Annotated in this window: 20 protein-coding genes; 12 read left to right on the top strand and 8 right to left on the bottom strand. The window is 41.7% G+C overall.

Going from position 1 to position 23193, the window contains the following annotated elements; genetic code table 11:
• Window positions 1–88 precede the first annotated feature (88 nt).
• Complete coding sequence (locus CAL7507_RS28795; protein WP_015132020.1) at window positions 89–2254, top strand: polysaccharide biosynthesis tyrosine autokinase; 2166 nt, start codon at window positions 89–91, stop codon at window positions 2252–2254.
• Window positions 2255–2773: 519 nt separating this feature from the next.
• Here CAL7507_RS28795 and CAL7507_RS28800 read toward each other — a convergent pair.
• Both CAL7507_RS28800 and CAL7507_RS28805 read right to left on the bottom strand, forming a co-directional pair.
• Window positions 2774–3553 (bottom strand): MBL fold metallo-hydrolase, encoded by a 780-nt coding sequence (locus CAL7507_RS28800; protein WP_015132021.1) that lies wholly within the window; start codon window positions 3551–3553, stop codon window positions 2774–2776.
• Between the two features lie 48 nt (window positions 3554–3601).
• Window positions 3602–4372, bottom strand: coding sequence for a hypothetical protein (locus CAL7507_RS28805; RefSeq protein ID WP_015132022.1), 771 nt, complete (start codon window positions 4370–4372; stop codon window positions 3602–3604).
• Between the two features lie 482 nt (window positions 4373–4854).
• On the opposite strand from CAL7507_RS28805, the gene bchD reads away from it, so the two are divergent.
• The gene (gene bchD / locus CAL7507_RS28810; RefSeq protein WP_042342578.1) at window positions 4855–6885 is read left to right on the top strand and encodes a magnesium chelatase ATPase subunit D; all 2031 of its coding nucleotides are present in this window, start codon (window positions 4855–4857) and stop codon (window positions 6883–6885) included.
• 65 nt (window positions 6886–6950) lie between these two features.
• Here the strand turns inward: bchD and CAL7507_RS28815 are convergent, their stop codons facing one another.
• Window positions 6951–7736, bottom strand: coding sequence for an RNA polymerase sigma factor SigF (locus CAL7507_RS28815; RefSeq protein WP_015132024.1), 786 nt, complete (start codon window positions 7734–7736; stop codon window positions 6951–6953).
• A gap of 818 nt (window positions 7737–8554) precedes the next feature.
• Between CAL7507_RS28815 and CAL7507_RS28820 the strand changes: the two genes are divergently transcribed.
• From CAL7507_RS28820 to CAL7507_RS28850, 8 genes are all read left to right on the top strand, one after another.
• Window positions 8555–9283, top strand: a complete 729-nt coding sequence (locus CAL7507_RS28820) for a Bax inhibitor-1 family protein (protein WP_042342579.1) — start codon at window positions 8555–8557, stop codon at window positions 9281–9283.
• Between the two features lie 217 nt (window positions 9284–9500).
• Window positions 9501–9860, top strand: coding sequence for a PCRF domain-containing protein (locus tag CAL7507_RS31190; RefSeq protein WP_255348346.1), 360 nt, complete (start codon window positions 9501–9503; stop codon window positions 9858–9860).
• A gap of 245 nt (window positions 9861–10105) precedes the next feature.
• Window positions 10106–11219 (top strand): peptide chain release factor 2 gene (gene prfB / locus CAL7507_RS28830; protein ID WP_015132026.1). Its coding sequence is split into 2 segments (ribosomal slippage): window positions 10106–10177 and window positions 10179–11219, totalling 1113 coding nucleotides; the frame shifts between segments, so codons are not numbered across the junction.
• Between the two features lie 152 nt (window positions 11220–11371).
• Window positions 11372–11527, top strand: coding sequence for a DUF3285 domain-containing protein (locus tag CAL7507_RS31195; RefSeq protein ID WP_015132027.1), 156 nt, complete (start codon window positions 11372–11374; stop codon window positions 11525–11527).
• Between the two features lie 43 nt (window positions 11528–11570).
• Window positions 11571–12098 (top strand): rRNA maturation RNase YbeY, encoded by a 528-nt coding sequence (ybeY, locus tag CAL7507_RS28835; protein ID WP_015132028.1) that lies wholly within the window; start codon window positions 11571–11573, stop codon window positions 12096–12098.
• Window positions 12099–12240: 142 nt separating this feature from the next.
• Window positions 12241–12696, top strand: coding sequence for a diacylglycerol kinase family protein (locus CAL7507_RS28840; protein WP_015132029.1), 456 nt, complete (start codon window positions 12241–12243; stop codon window positions 12694–12696).
• Between the two features lie 410 nt (window positions 12697–13106).
• Window positions 13107–13706 carry an aminodeoxychorismate/anthranilate synthase component II gene (locus tag CAL7507_RS28845; RefSeq protein WP_015132030.1) on the top strand — a complete coding sequence of 200 codons (600 nt, stop codon included), beginning with the start codon at window positions 13107–13109 and terminating at the stop codon, window positions 13704–13706.
• A gap of 3 nt (window positions 13707–13709) precedes the next feature.
• A complete protein-coding gene (locus CAL7507_RS28850) occupies window positions 13710–14477 on the top strand; it encodes an MBL fold metallo-hydrolase (RefSeq protein ID WP_015132031.1) in 768 nt (255 codons plus the stop codon).
• 408 nt (window positions 14478–14885) lie between these two features.
• On the opposite strand, the gene CAL7507_RS28855 is transcribed toward CAL7507_RS28850, so the two are convergent.
• A complete protein-coding gene (locus CAL7507_RS28855; protein WP_015132032.1) occupies window positions 14886–16265 on the bottom strand; it encodes a VCBS repeat-containing protein in 1380 nt (459 codons plus the stop codon).
• Window positions 16266–17201: 936 nt separating this feature from the next.
• On the opposite strand from CAL7507_RS28855, the gene CAL7507_RS28860 reads away from it, so the two are divergent.
• Window positions 17202–18494, top strand: a complete 1293-nt coding sequence (locus tag CAL7507_RS28860) for an aminopeptidase P N-terminal domain-containing protein (RefSeq protein ID WP_015132033.1) — start codon at window positions 17202–17204, stop codon at window positions 18492–18494.
• A 41-nt stretch (window positions 18495–18535) separates the two neighbouring features.
• Here the strand turns inward: CAL7507_RS28860 and CAL7507_RS28865 are convergent, their stop codons facing one another.
• Window positions 18536–19078, bottom strand: a complete 543-nt coding sequence (locus tag CAL7507_RS28865; protein ID WP_015132034.1) for a hypothetical protein — start codon at window positions 19076–19078, stop codon at window positions 18536–18538.
• 60 nt (window positions 19079–19138) lie between these two features.
• A complete protein-coding gene (locus tag CAL7507_RS32560) occupies window positions 19139–19309 on the bottom strand; it encodes a hypothetical protein (RefSeq protein WP_160166377.1) in 171 nt (56 codons plus the stop codon).
• Window positions 19310–19638: 329 nt separating this feature from the next.
• Here CAL7507_RS32560 and CAL7507_RS28870 point away from each other — a divergent pair, with 329 nt between their 5' ends.
• Window positions 19639–20031, top strand: a complete 393-nt coding sequence (locus CAL7507_RS28870; RefSeq protein ID WP_015132036.1) for a nuclear transport factor 2 family protein — start codon at window positions 19639–19641, stop codon at window positions 20029–20031.
• Window positions 20032–20091: 60 nt separating this feature from the next.
• On the opposite strand, the gene CAL7507_RS28875 is transcribed toward CAL7507_RS28870, so the two are convergent.
• The gene (locus tag CAL7507_RS28875; RefSeq protein WP_015132037.1) at window positions 20092–20994 is read right to left on the bottom strand and encodes an ATP-binding protein; all 903 of its coding nucleotides are present in this window, start codon (window positions 20992–20994) and stop codon (window positions 20092–20094) included.
• 2 nt (window positions 20995–20996) lie between these two features.
• Window positions 20997–23141: a WD40 repeat domain-containing protein gene (locus CAL7507_RS28880; RefSeq protein ID WP_201447866.1), complete on the bottom strand. Its 2145-nt coding sequence runs from the start codon at window positions 23139–23141 to the stop codon at window positions 20997–20999.
• Window positions 23142–23193: the final 52 nt, after the last annotated feature.

Below are 23193 nucleotides of genomic sequence, written 5' to 3' on the forward strand. Positions count from 1 at the left end.
TGAGTATTGAGTAAAAAATACTAGTCCCCAGTCACCAGGTTGTATCGACGGTATCAACCCAAAGACAGCGAACTCATTAGCAATTCCTATGGTAAAGTCTGAAAAATCTCCCCAATCATCCTTTCCATCTCACACTCCTTCATTACATGAAAGTGATGAGGGTGGATTAAACCTTGGGCAATTTGGATCTGTACTGCGTCGTCGGAGTTTGTTAATTATTGGTGTCACAGGAGCAGTTGCTGGTGGTGCAGTCTTGAAAGCACAAACAGAGCCTCTAGTATATCAAGGTAAATTAGAAATTCTGACCAAATCAGTGACTGCTGAACGCCAGGTGACAGCAAACATCCCGCAGTCTGTGAATATTGCCCCACCGGAATCAGAGCAAGACACTAAAACTACCATCAAAGTTTTGCAGAGTTCTTCGGTTTTATCTTCAGTCATCAAAACTCTCAAACCAAAATATCCAGATTTAGATTACGGATCATTATTGAATGATTTAGATATTTCTTCCACAGAAAAAGAAAAAAATATTATCCAAGTTGTATACAGTTCTAAAAAAGAAACCCAAGCTCAGGACGTGATGAATGTCTTGGCTAAGACTTATTTAAATTACAGCCTCAAAGAACGTCGTGCAGATGTCGAAGAAGCAATTGAGTTTGTCCAAGCACGTATTAATGAAAAAGACGGACTCAGATCCCAAGTTAGATCATGGCAAGATAAATTGGCAACTTTTCGCCGCATTAATAATTTAGTTGAACCAGAAAAAAGAGCAGCAGAAGTTTCTACCTATATTACTACCCTGACACAGCAACAATTAGAAAATCGAGTACAACTCGAACAAATGGTTGCTCAATACCAAGATTTACAAAAAGAATTAGCCCAACAACCTACAGAAAGAGCCGGTAATTCTCTACTCTCAGCAAATGCCCGTTATCAAAAAATTCTCGACACAATTCAAGAAGTCGATATTGAAACTAAAAAATCTTCAGCACTATTTACCGATGCGGTTCCCACTATTGAGACATTAAAGGATAAGAAAGCCAACTTGTTACCCATGCTAAAAGCTGAAGAACAGCGGGTTTTAAGAGATTTTCAAAGCCGTATCTACGAACTAGAAGCACGAGATAAATCAATCAAACAAAAAATTAATACTCTTAATGCTTATCTGAAACAATTAGCCACCCTCAGTCGCGATTACGATCGCATTCAACAAGAATTAAAAATCTCCAGCGAAAATCTCAACCAATTTTTAGCCAAACGTCAAGCTCTCCAAATTGAATTATCACAAAAACAACAACCCTGGCAATTATTAAATCCCCCAGAAAATGCATCAAAAGGAATTGCTATTTCTCCCTTAGATCCCAAAATAAAACTGTATTTAGGGCTGGGAGGAATGCTGGGTTTACTATTGGGTACGGGAGCAGCTTTATTAACAGATAAACTCCGCAATGTTTACTATACAGCCAAAGACCTGAAAGACACCACAACACTACCCCTATTAGGAGTAATACCTTTCAGAAAAGAATTAGTAACCCCGACTAAAGAAGACCAACCCCTGAATCGTTCGCTGTTTTTTGAAGTATTTCGTTCCCTCTACACAAATATCTTATTACTAGGTTCAGATAGCCCCATTCGCTCCCTAGTAATTGGTTCCGCTACCCAGGGAGAAGGAAAATCAACCGTCGCCATTCAACTAGCTCAAGCAGCAGCAGCAATGGGACAGCGAGTGTTATTAGTTGACGCAGATTTGCGCTTCCCTACATTGCACAAACTGGTGGGTTCAATGAATATTCAGGGTTTAACCGATGTGATTTCCCACAATTTAGACTGGGAAAATGTGATTGAAAAGTCCCGACAAGAAGAAAATCTCTACATTATCTCTGCAGGACAAGTTCCGCCAGACCCCATTCGTCTCCTAGCATCGCAAAAAATGCAGGATTTAATGAACGAACTGCAAACTAGTTTTGATTTAGTTATCTATGACACACCCAATTTATTGAGTGTAGCTGATGCTAATTTACTTGCAGCCCATACTAACGGGATGATATTAGTGACAGAATTAGGCAAACTCAAGCGGACAGCATTCCAACAAGCACTGGAAGAATTGCAAATTGCAGGTACGCCAATGTTAGGAATGGTGGCAAATAAATCAAAAGAAGACACATCTGCTACATCCAATTACTATCGGCAATATTACAAAAAACAAATGAGTGTGGAAACCGTCGAAATGAATGCCCAAATCATCAGTAAATAGTGCGTCAGAATAATCATCGTGAGGAACACATATTAATTCTTGTTCAAAATTAATATGCATTTACCATACTCAGTACTGAGTGCTGAGTCCTGAGTGCTGAGTAAATTAACGGGTACTCAGTACTTTTGCACTTGGTAAATGCCCCGCCCGATGTTAAGCGGAATCTTTTAATACAGGAGTTGGTTGATACCCCACCCCTCTCCTGTCGGAGACGCGCAAGGGACGTGGGTGGTCTTTTTAACTCAGCACTCAGCACTCGGAACTCAGCACTCTTCATCCAAGCGGTTGTCGGTCGGATGCAATACAATCGAGGGACGGGAAATACCGCCCCTACAGGCTTTGCGATTTAAAACTGCACTTCACTAATCTGAAACCCGCTATAATACCAATTCAAATAATGTTTGCAACACATACATTCTTCGTACGGGCACGGCTTCCATAGACTTTCGGGAAAACCGATAGTTTATGGGTGCTGTGCTACTACCCATCTGTCGCATTCTTTTTTTAAATTGGTATAATTTATACTGCTAATACTCGCTTCTCTAATTGCAAATCAAAGCGTTCCCCAGGTATGGGTTCAATTACCCGCGTCGCCAAATTATTCTTCTCCAGTAACGAACGGAATTCCTCAATACTTCCTGCAGCTTTGACAAGTTTCATCAGCAAACCCTCAAACACCACATCCCCTCCAGCCGCAGTGGACAGAATCACTTGCGGTTGTAACCACTGAACTACTTGTAGCGCACTGTTTGTTCCTTTAATTATTGATCCAATAAAAGGTATCGCTAAGTCAATCAGCGGTGTAATCACCACATCCACCGGAGCCAGCTGTTTAACTTCCGGGGAATGGGTTCCGTGAGGTTCATAATACAGGGTAAAACCAGTCTCTAATTCTTTGATGAGATAACCATTCTCTACTAAATTGAGGCCAACCAGAGAGCCGGGAATAGCCCTAATTTCTACTTGATGATTCAAATTAAAAGTTTCACCATGAGCTAGGGCTGTGACAGTGGTGTAACCTAATCCTTGAGCTACTTTTGCTGCACTGGGCGAACCCACAACGGGAATTTGATGGTCAAGCTGTTTGAGTGTCGGTGGATGAGTATGGTCTTCTAAACCCTGAGACAGCAGAATCAAATCAATGTTTTCTGGTATGGGGCGTTTTTGAAGTTTATCACCTTTGAATAACCAATCTAAATTACTGAAGGTTAACGAACCTACTAGCCAAGGGTCGAGTAGTATTCGTTTGTCGGCGATTTCAATCAACCAACTATTGCTGTCTAACCAAGTTAAATGCATAGCACAGTAAAGATAACATCTATATCAATTATTATGAAGTGCTTGCAGTCAAGAAAACAATTTAAATCTTGCTAGCTGGGCGGCGATCGCTCCTGTTAAAATCTGATTGAGTCCGCTGCTGTCTTGGAATTGCAGAATTTGCTGTTTAGGTAAGTCGAAAGAAAATTCCCCTTCTAGTTCTGGGCGCTGCATCTGCGCTAGTAAAATTTGTTCTGATCGCTTACTTTGAATAGCATAGCCAATTTCCACACAGACATTGGGGCTAGGAAGCAATTTGGTGGTTGCTTTGCCATCGACGCTAGCAATGGGTGTGGTGTCTGCAATAAACAACAAACTCTTACGGATTTTTCGCATCATGGCGAAGTTCAGCCGTAGCGGCCCGTCGCCAGGGCGGTAGGATTCTACTAATGACAGAGGCAGACGCGATCGCACATTTAAAGTTTCTAAACTTTTTTGCAGTCCCTCTCTTAGAGCATCGCTGGCTACAGCATACTCAGTTTGATGGCATAAAAAAATTGTTGGCTCTAACTGAGCTAACAACGCTTGCTTTGTGAAATAAATTTCATGGCTAATCAAGTCGATATTAGCTACACAATAGCCACCACTGCCTTCGATATAAAATTCAATATTTTCCCCTTCCAGATAGCGCTCAAACCACGTAGATTTTTTGACATCGTCACTATCTTCGAGAAAATCCGCGCGCAATCCTGATTTCAGCAGGCTTTTTTTACTGAGGCGAATGTCTGGCGGACGCTTTTCTAGTTCGGGAATCGGCTCATAATCCTGAATATACCATGCTCTGAGCGCAATAATAGACATAAGGCGCTATTTTAACTGTCTCTTGATTATTCAACTTCGTAACCAGCTTACACCCTGGTGTACACTTACACAAAGCAACACCCAACTTTCTACTAGCTGAATACTTTCCTCTTCTCGTTTATTTTAGCCAGGGATGTACTAAATTCCCTTACTTGCGTAAGCAAGTAATGAAAAGCAGTGACAGCGCCCCCTGATTCTCAATAAATTGAGGAAATCTCAGTTTTCACGTTGGGTGTTGCTGTGTTTTGTCGAGACAGATGTAAATTAAACAGCTTCCTTTACCTCTTAACTAATTTCACATAGCAGCTGTTGTTGTATCTGCCAGGGAAGCTTATTTAGCTTCACTTATTAGATTAGCACCTGTGGATTTAGTGGGTAGTTGGTTGCAATTAAACTTTACTTGTTAGTGTCGTCATCACAATTATGCTAAATGTGCCAGAACATTGATATGCTAAAGGCCGAGACTAGCCATAATGCCAACAATGCCTGCGCCTACTATTACCCCTAAAATTACTGCCTTTCCCCTGACAGCCGTAGTCGGGCAAGAAGCGATTAAATTAGCTTTGTTATTAGCAGCGGTTGATCCAGAATTGGGAGGAGTAGCGATCGCAGGTCGTCGCGGTACGGCAAAATCTGTAATGGCGCGGGCTATTTACGCCCTACTACCACCCATTGAAGTTGTGCAAGGCTCAATTAGCAATTGCGATCCCAGCCACCCTGAAACATGGGATGATCGATTGTTGGCTGAGTATGCAGATCAAGATATTCAAGATGTCCCCACGGAAATTATCCCCGCGCCTTTTATCCAAATCCCCCTGGGTGTGACAGAAGACCGACTTTTGGGTTCTGTGGATGTGGAACAATCAGTCAAACAAGGCGACACGATTTTTCAGCCCGGGTTACTCGCTACAGCTAACCGAGGCGTTTTGTATGTCGATGAAATCAACTTGCTGGATGACCAAATCAGCAATCAGCTGCTAACCGTATTATCCGAGGGACGCAACCAGATTGAGCGGGAAGGGATCAGTTTTCAGCATCAGTGCAAACCCCTATTTATTGCCACCTATAATCCGGAAGAAGGCGCTTTGCGAGAACATTTGCTTGATAGAATTGCGATCGCACTTTCGGCTGATGGTGTCCTCGGCTTAGATCAAAGAGTAGCAGCTGTAGAACAAGCCATCTCTTACTCACTCTCTCCCCAAGAATTTCTCCAACAATACAGCGAAGACTTAGACGGACTCAAAACCCAAATCATCCTGGCGCGGGAATGGTTGAAAGATGTCACCATCAGTCGTGAACAAATCGCCTATCTCGTCGATGAAGCCATTCGTGGCGGCGTACAAGGACATCGCGCCGAGTTATTTGCAGTCCGAGTTGCTAAAGCCGCCGCCGCTTTAGAGGGGCGCAATACAGTCAATGCTGAAGATTTGCGTCGGGCGGTGGAATTAGTCATTGTCCCACGGGCGACAGTTGTGCAGACACCACCCGAACAACAAGCACCACCACCGCCACCACCTCCCCCATCACCTGAAAATCAAGACGAAGAACAGGAACAGGAGGAACAAGAGGAAGAAAAAGAACAAGAAGAACAGCAAGAACAAGAACCACCCAGCATCCCAGAAGAATTTATCTTTGATCCGGAAGGGGTAATTCTTGATCCTAGCGTGCTTTATTTTACACAAACAGCTAAACGCCAAGGCAAGTCTGGTAGTCGCAGCATTATCTTTTCCGACGACCGGGGACGCTATATTAAGCCTATGTTGCCCAAAGGCAAGGTACGACGGATCGCCGTAGATGCCACATTGAGAGCCGCAGCCCCGTATCAAAAAGCACGTCGCGAGAGAAACCCAAACAAAAAAGTCATTGTCGAACAAGGAGACATTCGTGCCAAACGCCTGGTACGTAAAGCCGGGGCCTTGGTGATATTTGTGGTAGATGCTTCAGGTTCCATGGCCTTAAACCGGATGCAGTCAGCTAAAGGCGCAGTCATGCAACTTTTGACTGAAGCTTATCAGAACCGCGACCAAGTCGCATTGATTCCCTTCCGGGGAGAACAAGCGGAGGTGTTATTACCTCCAACTCGTTCCATTGCTTTGGCACGTAACCGCCTGGAAAGATTACCTTGTGGTGGTGGTTCACCCTTAGCGCATGGTTTAACGCAAGCAGTGCGCGTCGGCTTAAATGCTCAAATGAGTGGGGATATTGGGCAAGTTGTGCTAGTAGCAATCACCGACGGACGGGGTAATATTCCCTTGGCACGTTCCTTAGGTGAACAGCTAGAACCAGGAGAAAAGCCAGATATCAAGGCAGAACTATTAGAAATTGCCGCTAGAATAAGAGCTTTAGGAATACAACTGTTAGTAATAGATACGGAAAGTAAATTTGTCTCTACTGGTTTTGCTAAAGAATTAGCACAAACTGCAGCAGGCAAATATTATCATCTGCCGAAAGCGAGTGATAAAGCTATTGCTGCTATGACTAGAGGTGCGATCGCTGATCTAAAATCACGGTAATTAGTCATTAGTCATTAGTCATTAGTAAATTAACTATTGCCTATTGCCTTCTTGCCTATTGCCTATTATGACCCGGATACCATAGCCTGTGGCTGCAGACAACACATCAAATCTTGAATTCCCTTTTGCAAATACCGCGTTACTGTCATGGGACTAGTGCCGATTTTTTTAGCCGCGTCTTTGCGGGAAAGTTCCTTTAAAAAGACCAGTTCAACTGCCATCCGGGGTTTTTCTTCTAACAAATTGATTGCCCCTTGGAGTTGTTGTCTTTCTTCTTCTTGTTGTTGAAAAGCAGTAGAACGGGGACAAGGAAGCGCTTCACCCAAGGTGATTTGGCAATCAACATAGTGAACTGCAGTAGCATCTAAACTCAAAGGCATCCGATTTTGAGCTGCTAATTTAGTTTCTTGCCACTCTTGTAGAGATACCCGCAGAATGCTGGCAATTTCTGCATCCTTGGGAACGCGGCCCAGAGACATTACCAATTCTTTGCGAACTTTTTGCCCCTCATTATAGAGTTCTTGCCAACGACGGGGAATTTTTAATAGCGTACTGCGATCGCGTAAAAAATGCAGCATCTCACCACGAATGTAGGGCACAGCAAAGGAACTAAAAGCATATCCTTGGCTGGGGTCAAAGCGCTCAATAGCCCTAATTAAACCAAAATAACCGATTTGTTCTAAATCTTCATAGGGTTCATTACATTGATGGCTAAATTTATGTGCCATCTTTCGCACTAAGCCAGTATGTAACTGTACCAGTTGATTACGCAGTTTAATAGAGGGATGCTGGTGGTATAAGTGCAATAACTCTATACCATCAATTCGCACAGAGGACTCACTTGCTGCCATATAAAAATTCCTTGGTGGTAACTCCTTTTACTGAAAAATGGAGTTGCGTATAGTGTCATCAAAGCTGTCATTATTTTCCTTAGTCAACGCTGATTAAACCATCGTCGTTCTACTGAACTTATCTAGAGGAGCCTTCTACGGTTCCGTATATATACGCATAATTTTCCACTTGTATCTGTTGTCGTTTTTTTGTTTTTTAGATGACAATTAGAAAAATGCATCCTCTTTGCGTAATCTTGAGTTTATGCAGCAGAAAAATACATAACTTACGTAACACGCACTTTTATATAGGACTCCTATTTGATTTTTGAACTATAGGTAGGGTGGGCAGTGCCCACCAAACCCTGGATGTGGTGGGCACTGCCTAGGCTGTTGACTTTGTACGAAATTAGCTAAAAATTATCATGCAATTTTTGTGTTTACCGTAGGGGCATCGGCACTGCCGTGCCCTGATGAGAACGTTAACTACGACTATTATTTTGGATGATGCATTTTGGGCTGAAAACCCTCAGAGTCAACAGCCTAGGCACTGCCCAACGCCACTCCTCTCAACGCGGGAAACCCGCGCACAAGGGTGGCTCCCCTACAGATACTTAGATTTGTTCAATAATCAAATCGGATTGCTATATAAGAATCCAGTTGGATTCTTGAATTTATTGGCGTGGGAAAAGAATAGGCAATCTTATAAGAAGGCTTTTTGAGTTGTACTGATTTCTGAAAGCAGATGATTCTCCAGATTTGCTCACTGGTTGCTAGCTATAAAAATGGGTAAAAATATAAGTAAACAGGACGTTTATCTCAAAAACCCGGGTTTAAATATGAGCAATACCAGCAATTTTCGTGATGCTATTCGTGAGGCCAGAACTCAAGCCCTCGTTGGTCCCAATGTAATCGCCAACGCCCTGCCTTATGTCGGTGGTGGACTTGTACTGACAGCATTAGGAACCTACGGTGGTTTAGGTGTTATCCGTACCAACCCTGAAATATTCTTCCCCACCTTCATTGGTGCAGTGATTCTAGAGTTAATTTTGTTCTTTGTCGCCCAGAATGTTGCGGAAAAAGGCAACAAGGGACTAGCACTACCTCTACTAGCAACCTACAGCCTCTTATCTGGATATACCCTTAGTGGCTTAGTATTTGTCGCCTTAAGAACTCAAGGTGTTGGCATTCAAGGTATTGGTTTAGCCGCCCTCGGCTGTGGTATTACTTTTATTGTCGCTCGTCAAATCGGCTCAAATCTATCTGAACAGGATGGGATGGCTTTGACAAAAACCATCAATCTCGGACTGATTGCCTTGGTGGTTGTCTGTCTCACCCAATTTGTATTTGCCATGTTTGGGGTTTATACGCCAAATTGGTTGGAAATCGCCATCTCAGGTTTAGGAGTATTTCTATTTGTCGGAGTATCTGTCGTAGATTTCTATATCTTGCCCCGCAGTTACCGCGATGACCAGTACTTGCCAGCAGCGTTGTCTATGTATCTCACATACATCAACCTGTTTGTGTTTATCTTGCGGTTGCTAATTGCCCTCAATGGCCGTGATTAAGCATTTGTAATCACAACAAATTTTCTACCGTGGTTAAGCAATCACGGTTTTTTTATCAAAAAGAGCAATTAAGTACTACAATCTGTAATAAGTTGTCAGCCGCAAGTGAGCAAAACCATGCTGGAACTCTTAAACATCAAACGTGAAGTAGAAAGGCTATCAAATATTCTGGGTAAGGCCGAAGACTGTCTTTGACCTTCCAGAACTGAGTGCAAGGATTCAAGACTTAAATCAAATCATTGCTCAACCTACGTTTTGGGATGATTCTGTTGGCGCTTGTCAAATACTCCAAGAGACGCAATCCCTCATATCTCACAAAAGACAATATGAGCGATCGCGTTTCCTATTAGAAGAGATCAAAGCTGCTCTAGAACTGTTAAAATTATGCACCGATGAGCAATTGTTCCAAGAAGCACAAACCAATCTTCTACAACTCCAGCAAGAACTAGAAACAGTAGAAATACAACAGTTACTATCTGAACCATACGACCAAAACGCAGCGTTCCTCAGCATTACTGCTGGGGTTGCTAGTGTGGATATTCGGAGTTGGGTAGATATCTTGTTGCAAATGTACTAAAGCTTATTTACAACTAGTACAGCTTGGCGTAAATAAACCAACCATTGTAAATCGCTCAAAGGCTTACTATAAAGCTTTCTTCATTTCATACTTCATACTAGCCTGCGGCAAGCCGCTCCGCGTCTACATACTTCAGCCTTTGTGTACTAGTGCAAAAGAATTTGACCAACTACAGCTAAAATCAAAAATACATCAACAGTAATCTTTTAAAATCTAGTCAAAGCGCTACAAATTGAGCAAGCATTATGGATGTTCTAGAAATCAAACGCGAAATCGAAACGTTATCTAGCCGCCTGGGTAAAACCCAGGACTATCTTTGACGTACCTGCACTAACCGCCAAAATTCAAGACTTAGAACAAATATCAGCCCAGCCAGAATTTTGGGTTGACCAAACTCAAGCCCAACAAACACTGCAAGAATTAAATAACCTCAAAGACCACCTAGCACAGTATCATCAGTGGCATGTCAGCCTGGAGGATACCAAGGCAGTGGTCGAGTTATTGGAGTTAGAAACTGATGAAGGGCTATTGCAAGAAGCAGAATCTACCATCACCAAGCTTAACCGTGAACTCGACCAGTGGGAGTTACAACAACTACTTTCCGGTCTTTACGATGCAGAAGGCGCAGTACTGACAATTAGCGCTGGCGCTGGCGGTACAGATGCCCAAGACTGGGCATTCATGCTGATGCGAATGTACACCCGCTGGGCAGAAGCTCACGGTTACAAGGTAACTTTAGCGGAAGAGTCAAAGGGTGATGAAGCCGGAATCAAATCCGCAACCTTGGAAATTACTGGACGCTATGCTTATGGTTACTTGCGTTCAGAGATGGGTACACATCGCTTAGTCAGGATTTCACCCTTCAATGCCAACGGCAAGCGGCAAACTAGTTTTGCAGGGGTAGAAGTAATGCCACAAATAGATAATTCCGTGCAGTTGGACATTCCAGAGAAGGATTTGGAAATCACCACAACTCGCTCTGGTGGTAAAGGCGGACAGAACGTCAACAAAGTAGAAACAGCAGTACGAGTTGTTCACCTACCAACTGGACTGGCGGTGCGTTGTACGGAAGAACGCTCCCAACTACAAAATAAAGAGAAAGCCCTCGCCCGTCTTAAAGCAAAGTTGCTAGTGATTGCTCAAGAACAGCGCGCTCAAGAAATTGCCGAAATTCGCGGTGATATGGTAGAAGCCTCTTGGGGGAACCAAATCCGTAACTACGTATTTCATCCATACCAAATGGTCAAGGATTTGCGTACCAATACAGAAACAACAGGAATTAGTGATGTGATGAACGGCGACCTAGACACGTTCATCCAAGCCTACCTGCGCCAAGAAAATCAGTTGGTAGACAGCTAATTAAGGGAATGGGGAATAGGTAATAAACAGGAGTTAATTTACCAGTCACCAGTCCCCATTCCCCATTCCCCAACCCCAAATCAGCAAAATGGCAATTTTAACCCAGATTAACTGTTACATTTATATATAAAAGAGTTTGTGATTAAATCATCATGAGCAACTCTCCTGTTAAAGAACCTCAACCAAGCTACGTAAAACTCGCCATGCGAAACATGGTGCGGAAGGGTGGCACTTCTCTGAAACATTTTGCGCTAACTGCTTTAGGGCTTTTAGCTGTCTTTGTTGGTCTTGCTTACCTAACCCACTGACAAAAAAACCAAAACCCTAAATTCCCAGGAGATTTTGTAGCTGGTGCAAATTGAACTAGATGTGCAGAATTGTTTTTATGAGTCGTCCCCAGAAGAAGGTATAAATTTTGGGGATGCTTCTGCTCCTCTGGCTACTGAAACTTGGGAAAGCTGGTTTCATCGCTGGTTAGAAATACTTGACTCTTCACTGCCAATAGCGCCAGGTTACGAAATTGGGCTGCGTTTGACAGGTGACGCGGAAATTCAAACTTTGAATGCTCAGTTTCGTCAACAGGATAAACCGACAGATGTTTTGTCTTTTGCGGCTTTAGAGGTTGACTTGCCTCAAAATGCAGAAATGCATAATTCTATGCCTCTGTATCTAGGTGATATTGTGATTTCTGTAGATACGGCAAAACGTCAAGCTCAACAACAGGAACATAATTTGTCAACTGAGCTAGCCTGGTTAGCTGCTCATGGGTTACTGCACCTTTTAGGATGGGATCATCCTGATGAAAAAAGTTTGATGAATATGTTAAAACAGCAAGTATTATTACTGAGGACAATAGGTATTAGTATTGACATAGAATAACAGTTGGCTGTGTGTCTATAAATTTAAATGTTCAGTGATCTTTTTATAATACTTCTGTAGAAAACGTTCTAAAAGTTGATCAGGCCATTAAAATCGGCGAATATTCCCACTGTTTCTACTCTGTTTCTGGATTTCTAAGCCTATGTCCCAACAAGTTTCCCCACCACCAACGCCAAACTGCTTACCAACACTTGTGACCAACGAACGGCAATTCTCTTGGCAAGTAGCTTCTAGCCTATTCGTGAGTTTTAGGTATGCTTGGGCTGGAATCGTCTATAGTTTCCAAACTCAACGTAACTTTCGTATCCATGTAAGTGTCTGTGCTTTGGCGATCGCCTTAAGCATTTTTCTACAATTGCCATCTGTGGAAATCGCCGTTATTGGCATCACTAGTGGCCTAGTTTTGGCTTTAGAGTTACTCAACACAGCCATTGAGTCGCTGGTTGATTTAACTGTGAAGCAGACATATCACGAGTTAGCAAAAATTGCCAAAGACTGTGCAGCAGGTGCTGTGCTAGTTTCTGCTCTGGTCGCTGTACTAGTGGCAGGTATACTTTTACTCCCACCATTAGTAGTGCTAATTGCGTCAGCGTTCTAACACATAGCAGGTGACAGGCTGGAGAATCGCTCGCTGTCTGTGTCTTCTTATTAGTTTATGTCCTAATTTACCTGACCACTGCCATAGCTGGTGTCACCATCGTGTGCCATGCAGTTTTGAATGCAAAATTGTTCCTCAAAGCGTAGCCAGTTCATTTCGTTCGCAACTGACGATCATACTTGCTTGAGGTTGGGTGGAGAATTTTCGCCACAACCTAATTTATAGTAATTTTTAGTAATTGATGAGGTTTGCAGCCGTTCAAATTTAGTGACAATTAAGAAGATTTCCCCCAATAGAAAATATTATGCGATGTAGGGGCAACCGGTTGTTTGCCCTCCTATTGGTAAGATTATTTTGATAAATCGCCTAAACAAGATGGTACGTGTGGTAGAAACCTGGAGTTATCAGCTGTGATTATAGTCATAGACAATTACGATAGTTTTACCTATAACTTGGTACAGTATCTGGGGGAACTGGGGACAGAATTTCCGGTGGCCAGGGATATTCAGGTTTTTAGAAACGACAAAATATCTATAGATGAGATTCGGGCATTAAATCCAGAAGTCGTAGTCATCTCTCCTGGACCTGGTCGCCCAGAAGATGCTGGCATATCCCTAGATTTGATTGCACAATTGGGTTCTGAATTGCCCATTTTGGGCGTCTGTTTAGGACATCAAAGTATTGGTCAGGTGTTCGGTGGTAAAATAGTTGCGGCTCCAGAGTTGATGCATGGCAAAACTTCTCAGGTGTCTCACACCGGGGTGGGGGTTTTCCAGGGTTTAGAAAATCCCTTAACTGCAACCAGATATCATAGTCTGGTAATTGACCGTGACACTTGCCCTGATGTGTTAGAAATCACTGCTTGGGTTGAAGATGGCACTATCATGGGGGTGCGACACCGGAACTATCCTCACATTCAGGGCGTCCAGTTTCACCCAGAGAGTGTCCTGACATCTTCAGGTAAACAGCTACTGCGAAACTTTCTGGAACAATTAAAGTCGAGAGAGTGATTAATGAAACGACGACAGTTGATGGGCTATGCTGGGGCGGGGTTGGTAACAGCTGTTTTTACTACCTTAGGTTCTGAGTTTCAAGCTGACGCACAATCTAGCGGTTTATCAGTTCAGTGGTTGGGTCATACTTGCTTTCTGTTTACGGGCGGCGGTGTGAAGATTCTTGTCAATCCATTTCGGCTGAGTGGTTGTACTGCTAAGTATCGTCCACCGAAAGTTGCAGCAGATTTGGTACTGATTAGTAGTCAACTGCTGGATGAAGGCGCAGTAGATGGATTACCGGGAAATCCCAAGCTGATTTACGAACCAGGAGTTTATGAGTTCAAAGGTATTAAGTTCCAGGGAGTGGCTATAGACCACGATCGCAAAGGTGGTAAGCAGTTTGGCATGAATACTGCTTGGAGTTGGAAGCAAGGGGGGATTAGTATCCTCCACCTAGGAGGTGCAGCTGCACCCATTTCCTTTGAGCAAAAAATCTTGATGGGACGCCCTGATGTAGCGCTTATACCAGTGGGTGGCAGTGCTAAAGCCTACAATGCTCAAGAAGCAAAGCAGGCTGTTCAGGTGTTAAATCCTAAGCTGGTGATTCCCACACACTACCGTACACAAGCGGCAGATGCAGCTACGTGCGGTATTTCACCACTGGATGAGTTTCTGACAGTGATGCAAGGTGTGACAGTGCGTCGTAGTAATAATGATACTGTTAGTATTAGCCCTGGTAGTTTACCAGAAAATAGCGTAATTCAGACGTTGAGTTACAAATTTTAAAGAGGGACAGACCACTATAGCGGTTATCGGTCGGATGCAATACAATTGAGGGCAGGGAAACCACGCCCCTACAGGCTTTGCGATTTAAAACTGTACATCACTGTTTTGAAAACCGCTATAGTAGTCTGTCCCAAAAGTTTTGAGAGGTTCGTAGTCAGGACTTTAGTCCTGACTACAAATACACATGACCATCAAAATTAATGGGACAGACCATTAGTTATTCTCTATATCTCAGCCTTTGTCAAATGCAGATGCGTTGAAAGCTGTCATTCTGAAGTGAAGTAGATTGGCCTTGATCCTTATGTTGTGTTCCGGATTCAGAATGAAAGTTTCTCTTTGCAAGTAACTCAGGTTAAGCTCATCCCACGGCTAAAAGCCGATAGGATGAGAGCGTTGACAGTTCACTGTTTAGAAAGTAATCCATTGTTGGATAGGTTTACCATCTGCACCTAATATTGGTTGGCCATCTGATCCTAGTTTGACTGGCGCAAGCTGATCTTTCTGCGCTACAGGAGTCTTAGTTATTGTTGTGCCATCTCCATTTGTTGTCCAAACTTCATCTGCACCACCGGCGTAATCGCGCCAGTAAATATCAGTCTTGCCATCACCGTTGTAATCGCCAAGTGATGCTTTCGAGGATGTGGAAGTTGGTGAGAGGAAAGTTTCAGTAGTAAGGGTTGTGCCATCCATCAACCAAGTGGTGTTTTCACCCGTTGATTCATTGTGCCAGAAGATATCGGTCTTGCCATCGCCACTGAAATCACCAATGGTAGATTTCCAGTTAGCATCTAGTGTCTTCAGGGAAGCAGTAGTGAAGAAGACGTTATTTGGTAGTAAGGAATTTGTTTCCCAAACGGTATTTTCACCCGTTTGATTATTGCGCCAGAGGATGTCAGTTTTGTAATCGCCGTTGAAATCAGCAACGCTAAAAGTCCAGTTGGCGTCTTGTGATTGCAGCGCACTCTTAGTTGCTTGTGTGCCATCCATGAACCAAGCACTGTTTTCACCTGCTGTACTACGCCAGAAGATGTCAGTTTTACCATTGCCGTCAAAATCGACTATGGTAGGAGTCCAAGTGGCATCAAGTGCATCAATCACAGTTGCACTTGTAACTGCTTGGGGTTGGGTAGCATCAACCAGCCAAATAGCATTTTCGCCTGTTTGACTATTACGCCAGAAGATATCAGTTTTGCGATCGCCATTGAAATCACCAATTAAGGGTGTCCAAGCGGCATCAACTGAGTCTATGGAGACTACAGTGGGTGCATCTACGCCATTGAATAGGAAAATTTGATTTTTACCTGTGGCTTGATCGCGGATTAAAAGATCAGTCTTGCCATCCCCGTTGAAATCACCAATTTTGGAAGTTGTCGTAGAGGTGAGTTGGATTGCACTCAGAGTACCTTTAACATCGCCATTATCCTTGTTAGAACCCTCGGCAATCACAGAGGAACCATTCATGAGTTTCACCTTCAGTTCACCAGTTGTTTGATCAACCCAGACTTTATCGGTTTTGCCGTCGGCGTTGAAATCAGGTGCGATCGCTGCACTGGTTAAATAAGGATTAGGATTAGGGTTAGCTCCCGTCACTGGTAAGGTGATGTTTGGTAATGTTGGTGTTGTATCGTCTGCTTGTATTGAGGAACTACTGCGCCCAATAGACGAAGTAGAATTTAAAGAATTTAGATCACTCAGATTTTCTGATAATTTACTTGAAGTTTGGAAAGAATTTGCTGCCCATTCGTTTGTCTTTAAAGACAATCCTGAGAGGTTTGTGTTTTCAAACATGAGGTTTTTATGTCTGGTGTTCATAAGAGTTTTAACTCTTTAATCGCACGTGATTCTGTTATCGAATAACATTTTGCATAAATTAAATTTTATTGGGCGATCATTTATTTTTAATAAAAGTCATCCTTGGTGAACATTATTTCGCACATAAATGATTTGATTCAAACTTTCAAGTCATAAATAATCAATTGGATAATAATTTGATTTATGTCATGATATATAAATAAAATTGTTTTTAATTCTAGTTACAATAAAAACTCTTGAGTGCATGTTTTCACTCATGCATAATTTTAATACTGAGATACCCGATTTTTTAAGAAGTCGGGTATCTGCACACCACAAAGCTCTCAAAATTAATGGATAAATATTCTATATATAGATTGCTATGACTTAGACAAAGTCCTATCATTACACCAAAAAATCTTCAGTATTACAAATAAAATCTTAGTTGATTAAGAGGTAATGGTATCGGAGAGTATTAATAAAAATACGGCAATTGTGCATAGATTATCAAATTATCAAGACATGATAATTGCTGTAAATATCAGTGCTGAATCCTTCAGTATGTATGAATGCTTAATATGCATACAGTGAGATATAGTAATCCGGAATCATTCACGAGGAATAAGATCCCCGACTTCTTTAAGAAGTCAGGGATCTACAGATTGCAATTCTCACAAATTAAATAGAATTAGCCATAAAGATGCAATCCTGAGAAAATGTATTTAAATATCAGCAAATGATAACTTTCTAGTCTAAATAAAAATATTCTCCAAGCCTGGGTTAAATGCCAATATTAAGCTGTGGATGCTAGTAAAATCCAAAAAGCCCTCCCAGCATAAATTGAATTAGTAACTACGGTAAATAACTATGATATGTGCAATGTATAGTTGCTAAAGGTTAAGATATCACCAGAATTTGATATCTTAAGTAGCTATGCAAGCAGAATACCGGGAGCGTCGTCAGCAGTTAATGTCAAAAATTGGTAATGGTACTGCTATTTTTCGCAGTGCGCCAATAGCAGAACACGCTTATCGCCAAGATAGTGATTTTTTTTATCTGACTGGCTTTCACGAGCCACAAGCAGTAGCAGTATTAGCACCCCATCATCCAGAACATCAGTTTGTGCTGTTTGTTCAACCCAAGGATCGTGAGAAAGAAGTTTGGAGTGGTTACGTCTGTGGGGTAGATGCAGCGAAAGCCGTTTATGGCGCAGATGAAGCTTACCCGATCGCGGAATTGAATGAAAAGTTACCGCAGTATTTGGAAAAAGCTGATCGCCTTTACTATCACCTAGGAAGCGATCGCGCTTTTAATGAAACAATCCTGAGACATTACCAAAGTCTACTGCAAACTTATCCCAAACGGGGTACAGGGCCAATAGCTATTGAAGATGCAAAGACAGTCCTAAGCAGCATGAGACTGGTCAAAAGTCAATCAGAATTAGAGTTGCTGCGTCAAGCCGTGGCGATCGCTACTGACGCACACAATCACGCCAGGAAATTTGCCGCACCTGGACGTTATGAGTATGAAATTCAAGCAGAGATAGAACACATCTTTCGGCGACGGGGTGCGGCGGGACCAGCCTATTCCTCAATTGTGGCCTCTGGTGTGAATGCTTGCGTGTTGCACTACATCGAGAATAATCGCCAGATGCAGGATGGAGAATTGCTGCTAATTGATGCTGGTTGTGATTACGGCCATTACAACTCTGATATTACCCGGACATTTCCCGTGGGGGGTAAGTTCACACCAGAACAAAAAACATTGTATGAAATTGTCTTAGAAGCGCAAAAACAGGCGATCGCTCAAGTAAAACCAGGTAATACCTTCAAATCAGTTCATGATACTGCTGTGCGCGTCTTGACGGAAGGCTTAGTGGAACTTGGCATCCTCAAAGGCGAAGTTGATAAAATCATTGAAGAAGAAAAATACAAGCCATATTACATGCACCGTACCAGTCATTGGCTAGGTTTGGATGTTCATGATGTGGGTGTTTATCAGCACGGTGACGATAATCCCAAGATTTTACAACCAGGACAAGTGCTGACAGTGGAACCGGGACTTTATATTGTGCCAGATACCAAATTAGCAGAAGATCAGCCAGAGACAGACCCCCGGTGGATTGGTATTGGGATTCGCATCGAAGACGATGTGTTAGTTACACCTAATGGACATGAGGTATTAACTGCTGGAGTTCCCAAAGCAGTGGATGAAATAGAAAGATAAAGCATCTTATCAGTTAACTGATAACTGATAACTGATAACTGTTAACTACATCCTTCCACAAATTCGACTTCTGGCAGCTTACCTGACCGAAACTGAGTGACACGCTTACCATCAGTCTCAAAGATGACGCGATAGTTTTTATCACTAACATCTTTCGGGATGAAAGTTAGGTAGTGTCCACTGGGAACGTATTTATGTGGCGTAACTTGAATTTGCCCTGGGTAAAGTGACTTGATTCGCGCTTCGGTATCGCCAACTTTTGCGCCTTTGAGGGTGGTGACTTTGCCATTTTTCCACACATCTACCCTCGCAATCCGACCTTCTACAACCATGAAACCAATATCTTTTATTTGCCCTTGTGGTTTAACATAGTAGCAATTGTTGTTAGGTGAGTCGCCAACAAGCTTTGTACCAGCAGCTTTTGCAGCTGCGGTGACACTCATCCCTACTTTGACTGTGCCAATACCATTAATTGACAGCTTTGACTGATTTGTCAGTTTTGCCTGTGCTAAAACTGTTTCCCAACTGAGAGAACACATAGCAGTTATGGTAGCAAAAGTCAAGAATTTAGCTTTGCAATTCATGATCATATTTTGAGTAAAGATAAGTATTTTAGAAATAAAATTATACCCAACTCTGTGTACTTATTTTGGCAAATCTGCATTTAGGCGATCGCGCTGATGGAGAATATCAAAATAGCGCAAACATAAAGCAGTCAGCACAAAGGCGATCGCTGCTGTTCCAAAGGCAGTGATTGAGGTGAATTTTCCTAAGGGTTGCGCCAACAACAAGAAAATTAGCGATCGCAATGCCAATTACTACGCCTCGACGAGAGACTACGTTTGAGCGACGAGTAGCCAAAATTAGGTCATCCATCGTAAAAACTCCCAGTCCAAATTGGTGAACTACAGACGGTATACGACTAACGATTCAAGTTGGATCTGTGACCGAGCAAAATTTTGATAACTTAATTTTGAAGAAATCCAATTCCATGACTCTGACGTATAACTATTTAGATTGATGAGTGCGATCGTGTAGTAGCCAACTTATTTGAGCAGGTGATAACGGAGCATTCAACTATTGCAGTCAATAAGCCTCTGGCAAAAATCGATAATTTCTTGAACTGAACAAGGAGAAAATCATCATGCAAACTGAAGTAATACAACAAGTAATTAACAACTACTTTACCGCCACCAGATCCGCTAACAAAGTCGAAGATATGGTTGCTTGTTTTGCAGAAAATTCTATTAGCTATGATCCTGTGGGAGGACCAGCCCTGATTGGTCATGACGGACTCCGCCAGTTTTTTCAAAGCATCGCTGATTTGTTTGAACAGATTGGACTAGTAGCAGACTTTATCTCAATTAATGGTCATGAAGCAGCTGTGAAGTGGACTGGTAAAGGTGTCGGTAAGAACGGGCGTGCTGTGACTTTTGAAGGTATTGATATTTTTGAGGTGAATGAAGACGGCAAGATTCAATCCCTGCGCGCTTACTGGAATCCAGCCGCTATGCTCACCGAGTTAACAGATCAATGATCAAATTCGGTAGGGGCAAACGGTTGTTTGCCCTCCAATTAGTAAGATTATTTTGAGAAATCACCTTAGCTCGACTTTATCCAAAGCAAAGTTAGAATGATAAAACCTGTATCTAATTTCGTTGTCTACTTGATGCTGTTGTAAAAACTCAAACCAATTTTCCAAAACCTCTTCGACATCGAATATATCTACATCCAGAGTTGGTGGGTTTGTCTGGTGAATCCTTTGAAGTATCGCATTTGCCGATATACCCTCATTTTCGGCAGTTGCGAGAACCTGCAGTATCTTAATGGCAATATCTGAGAAACCCTCACCTTGCATTTTCTGCCAATGTTGGGTGAATTCTGATTCAGTATCCCAGTTTTTTAAGTCATGTTGGGATAAATCGAGAATTTGAGATGGTGCTTCGATTAGTAAACCCGATTTTTCTTTTTTGAAGGGACGACGGGTAAGGAGAAAATAAATACCTTGGGGTAGATATCGGGGGAGATAAAACAGGTTTGTTCCTAGTGGTTGGTTGTTGGGGTTCATTGCATCAAGTGCATCAATGGCAATGATGAGTTTTTGGTTGGGTTGGAGTTCGTCGCTAATTTGTTGGAGCAATAATGATAAAAACCAACTTCCCTCCGTTGCATTATCGGGAATTTCCCCTTTTCTATTTTCCCTTTCTCCAATTAATTGGGTGCAAACATATTTGAGAAATTCTTCAGCAGTATTTTTATTTTCTATTTGAGCATTGTAATAAATAATATTGATATTTGGATGGGGATTGGCACTGACGAATTTAGCGAGGATAGCACTTTTACCGCTACCGGGAGTACCAACAATGGTAAAGTAACCGCGATCGCACTTGTGCAGAAAATCATCAATTGCGGTAAAAATAAATTCGCAGTTGCTACAGTGTTGACTTTTTTCCAGGATGATTTTTTGAAATTCTGTAGGTAGGGGAAATGAGGTATTCATAGTTACATCTCCATACCTTGCAAGCAGAGAAAATGTAATTTTCCCGATGCGTCACCTGCGATTATTGTTCCATCATCTGGGTTAATTGCACAGCAAAGTATACTACTTTCTCCTGTAAAAGCGCTGATTTCCTTTCCTGTTGCCAAATTCCAAACTTTGATTGTTGTGTCACTAGAACCAGAAACAACATATTGATCATTCCAAGTTACTGCTACTGCATTAACTGAGTCACTATGAGCGTTAATGGTAAACTTTTCTTTTCCTGACTGTAAATCCCAGACTTTGACTGTTTTGTCACTGGAACCAGAAATTACAAATTTGTCATCACTGGTAACAGCTAACGCATTAATTAAGCCATGATGACCTTTAAGGGTTAATCTTACTATTCCGGATTTTAAATTCCAAATTTTGATTGTTTTATCACTGGAACCAGAAATTACAAATTTGTCATCACTAGTAACAGCTAATGCATTAATCGAGCTATGATGACCTTTAAGGGTTAATCTTACTATTCCAGATTTTAAATTCCAGACTTTGAGTGTTTCATCACCAGAACCAGAAATAAGATATTTGCCATTATTGGTAATTGTTACTGCATTAACTGAAAAATTATGACCTTCGAGAGATAGCTTTTCTGTCCCAGTATCTAAATTCCAGACTGTAAGTGTTTGGCTCCCAGAAGCCGAAATCAGATATTTACCATCATTCGTAACTGCTACTGCATTAATCCAGTCATCGTAATGACGGAAGGTAAACTTTTCCTTTCCAGATTGTAAATCCAAAATTTTAAGAAGCGTTTCTCTACGAGAACCAGAAATCACATATTTCCCATCTTTGGTAACAGCGAGTGCATAAATTGAGTTACGATAACTGCTATGGGTAAACTTTTCTTTTCCAGATTTCCAATCCCATATTTTTAGCGTACAGTCATATGAACCAGAAATAATGTACTTGTCATCACTTGTGATAGCCACTGCATAAACAGATTTACGATGACCGCTAATGCTAAATTTTTCTTGTCTTGAGTGTAAATCCCAGACTTTGATGGTTTTGTCACTGGAGGCAGAAATTACACATTTATTATCACTGGTGACTGCTAATGCATTAACCGAGTAACTGTGACCTCTCAATGTAAACTTTTCTTTCCGAGATTTTAAATCCCAAATTGTAAGTGTTTCTCCACGAGAACCAGAAATTGCGTATTTGCCATCGTTCGTTACTACAACTGCTTTAAGCCAACTATTATCAATACCTAATGTCCATTTTTTTTTGCCAGATTGTAAATCCCAAACTTTGAGTGTTTTGTCACCAGAAACAGAAATTACGTATTCGCTACATGGAGTAATAGCGATGGCATTAACCCAGTTAATATGGCTCTCAAAAGTAAACTTTTCTTCCCCGGACTGTAAATCCCAAACTTTAATTGTTTTGTCTCCAGAACCAGAAATGACGTATTTGCTATCTGGAGTAACTGCAACTGCTTTAACTCTATCGCAATGACCAATAAGTGTGAATGTTGCTTCTCCAGATTGTAAATCCCAAACTTTGACTGTTTTGTCACCAGAACCAGAAATGACATATTTGCCATCTGGAGTAACTGCAACTGCATAAACCGACCCAATATGTCCTCTGAGGGTCAATTTTTCTTCCCCAGATTGTAAATCCCAGACTTTGACTGTTTTGTCATGCGATCCAGAAATCACATATTTGTTATCTAGAGTGACTACAACTGAATTTACTGAACCACTATGACCAGTGAGGGTGCGAATTAACCCACTACCCGGAGGAGTTAAGCTAGCTGTCAAGCAACGTAAGCAAGTAATTTGAGCTTGTGAAATTTGTTGTAATATTTTTTTTATTTTGGATTGTGTCTTAAAATGTAACAAACGTCCTGTTAATTGCCCTGCTAGTTGTTTTGTATCCTGAATTACAATATGTGTCGATAATCGTAATACTTCTTTAATAATCTGCAAAAAATTATGATTTCTAGGATTTAATACTAGTTGATTTGATAATTCTTTTTTTTCTATTAAATCGTAATCCTCAATTAATATTTGTATCCCAAATTGAGGATGATTAATTTTGGCTTCGATAAAATCATAATTAATCAATAAATCACAATATTTATCAATTTCTCCACCATCCAATAATAAACGCGGGACTTCACCCAAAAAATGCTCAATTTCTTCTGATGATTTT

It is taken from the genome of Calothrix sp. PCC 7507 (assembly GCF_000316575.1).
Taxonomy (GTDB): domain Bacteria; phylum Cyanobacteriota; class Cyanobacteriia; order Cyanobacteriales; family Nostocaceae; genus Fortiea.

Coding starts and splice junctions, on each gene's coding strand:
- CAL7507_RS28795 (WP_015132020.1), top strand. CDS start 89: ATGGTAAAGTCTGAAAAATCTCCCCAATCATCCTTTCCATCTCACACT.
- CAL7507_RS28800 (WP_015132021.1), bottom strand. CDS start 3,553: ATGCATTTAACTTGGTTAGACAGCAATAGTTGGTTGATTGAAATCGCC.
- CAL7507_RS28805 (WP_015132022.1), bottom strand. CDS start 4,372: ATGTCTATTATTGCGCTCAGAGCATGGTATATTCAGGATTATGAGCCG.
- bchD (WP_042342578.1), top strand. CDS start 4,855: ATGCCTGCGCCTACTATTACCCCTAAAATTACTGCCTTTCCCCTGACA.
- CAL7507_RS28815 (WP_015132024.1), bottom strand. CDS start 7,736: ATGGCAGCAAGTGAGTCCTCTGTGCGAATTGATGGTATAGAGTTATTG.
- CAL7507_RS28820 (WP_042342579.1), top strand. CDS start 8,555: ATGAGCAATACCAGCAATTTTCGTGATGCTATTCGTGAGGCCAGAACT.
- CAL7507_RS31195 (WP_015132027.1), top strand. CDS start 11,372: ATGAGCAACTCTCCTGTTAAAGAACCTCAACCAAGCTACGTAAAACTC.
- CAL7507_RS28840 (WP_015132029.1), top strand. CDS start 12,241: ATGTCCCAACAAGTTTCCCCACCACCAACGCCAAACTGCTTACCAACA.
- CAL7507_RS28850 (WP_015132031.1), top strand. CDS start 13,710: ATGAAACGACGACAGTTGATGGGCTATGCTGGGGCGGGGTTGGTAACA.
- CAL7507_RS28855 (WP_015132032.1), bottom strand. CDS start 16,265: ATGTTTGAAAACACAAACCTCTCAGGATTGTCTTTAAAGACAAACGAA.
- CAL7507_RS28860 (WP_015132033.1), top strand. CDS start 17,202: ATGCAAGCAGAATACCGGGAGCGTCGTCAGCAGTTAATGTCAAAAATT.
- CAL7507_RS28865 (WP_015132034.1), bottom strand. CDS start 19,078: ATGAATTGCAAAGCTAAATTCTTGACTTTTGCTACCATAACTGCTATG.
- CAL7507_RS28870 (WP_015132036.1), top strand. CDS start 19,639: ATGCAAACTGAAGTAATACAACAAGTAATTAACAACTACTTTACCGCC.
- CAL7507_RS28875 (WP_015132037.1), bottom strand. CDS start 20,994: ATGAATACCTCATTTCCCCTACCTACAGAATTTCAAAAAATCATCCTG.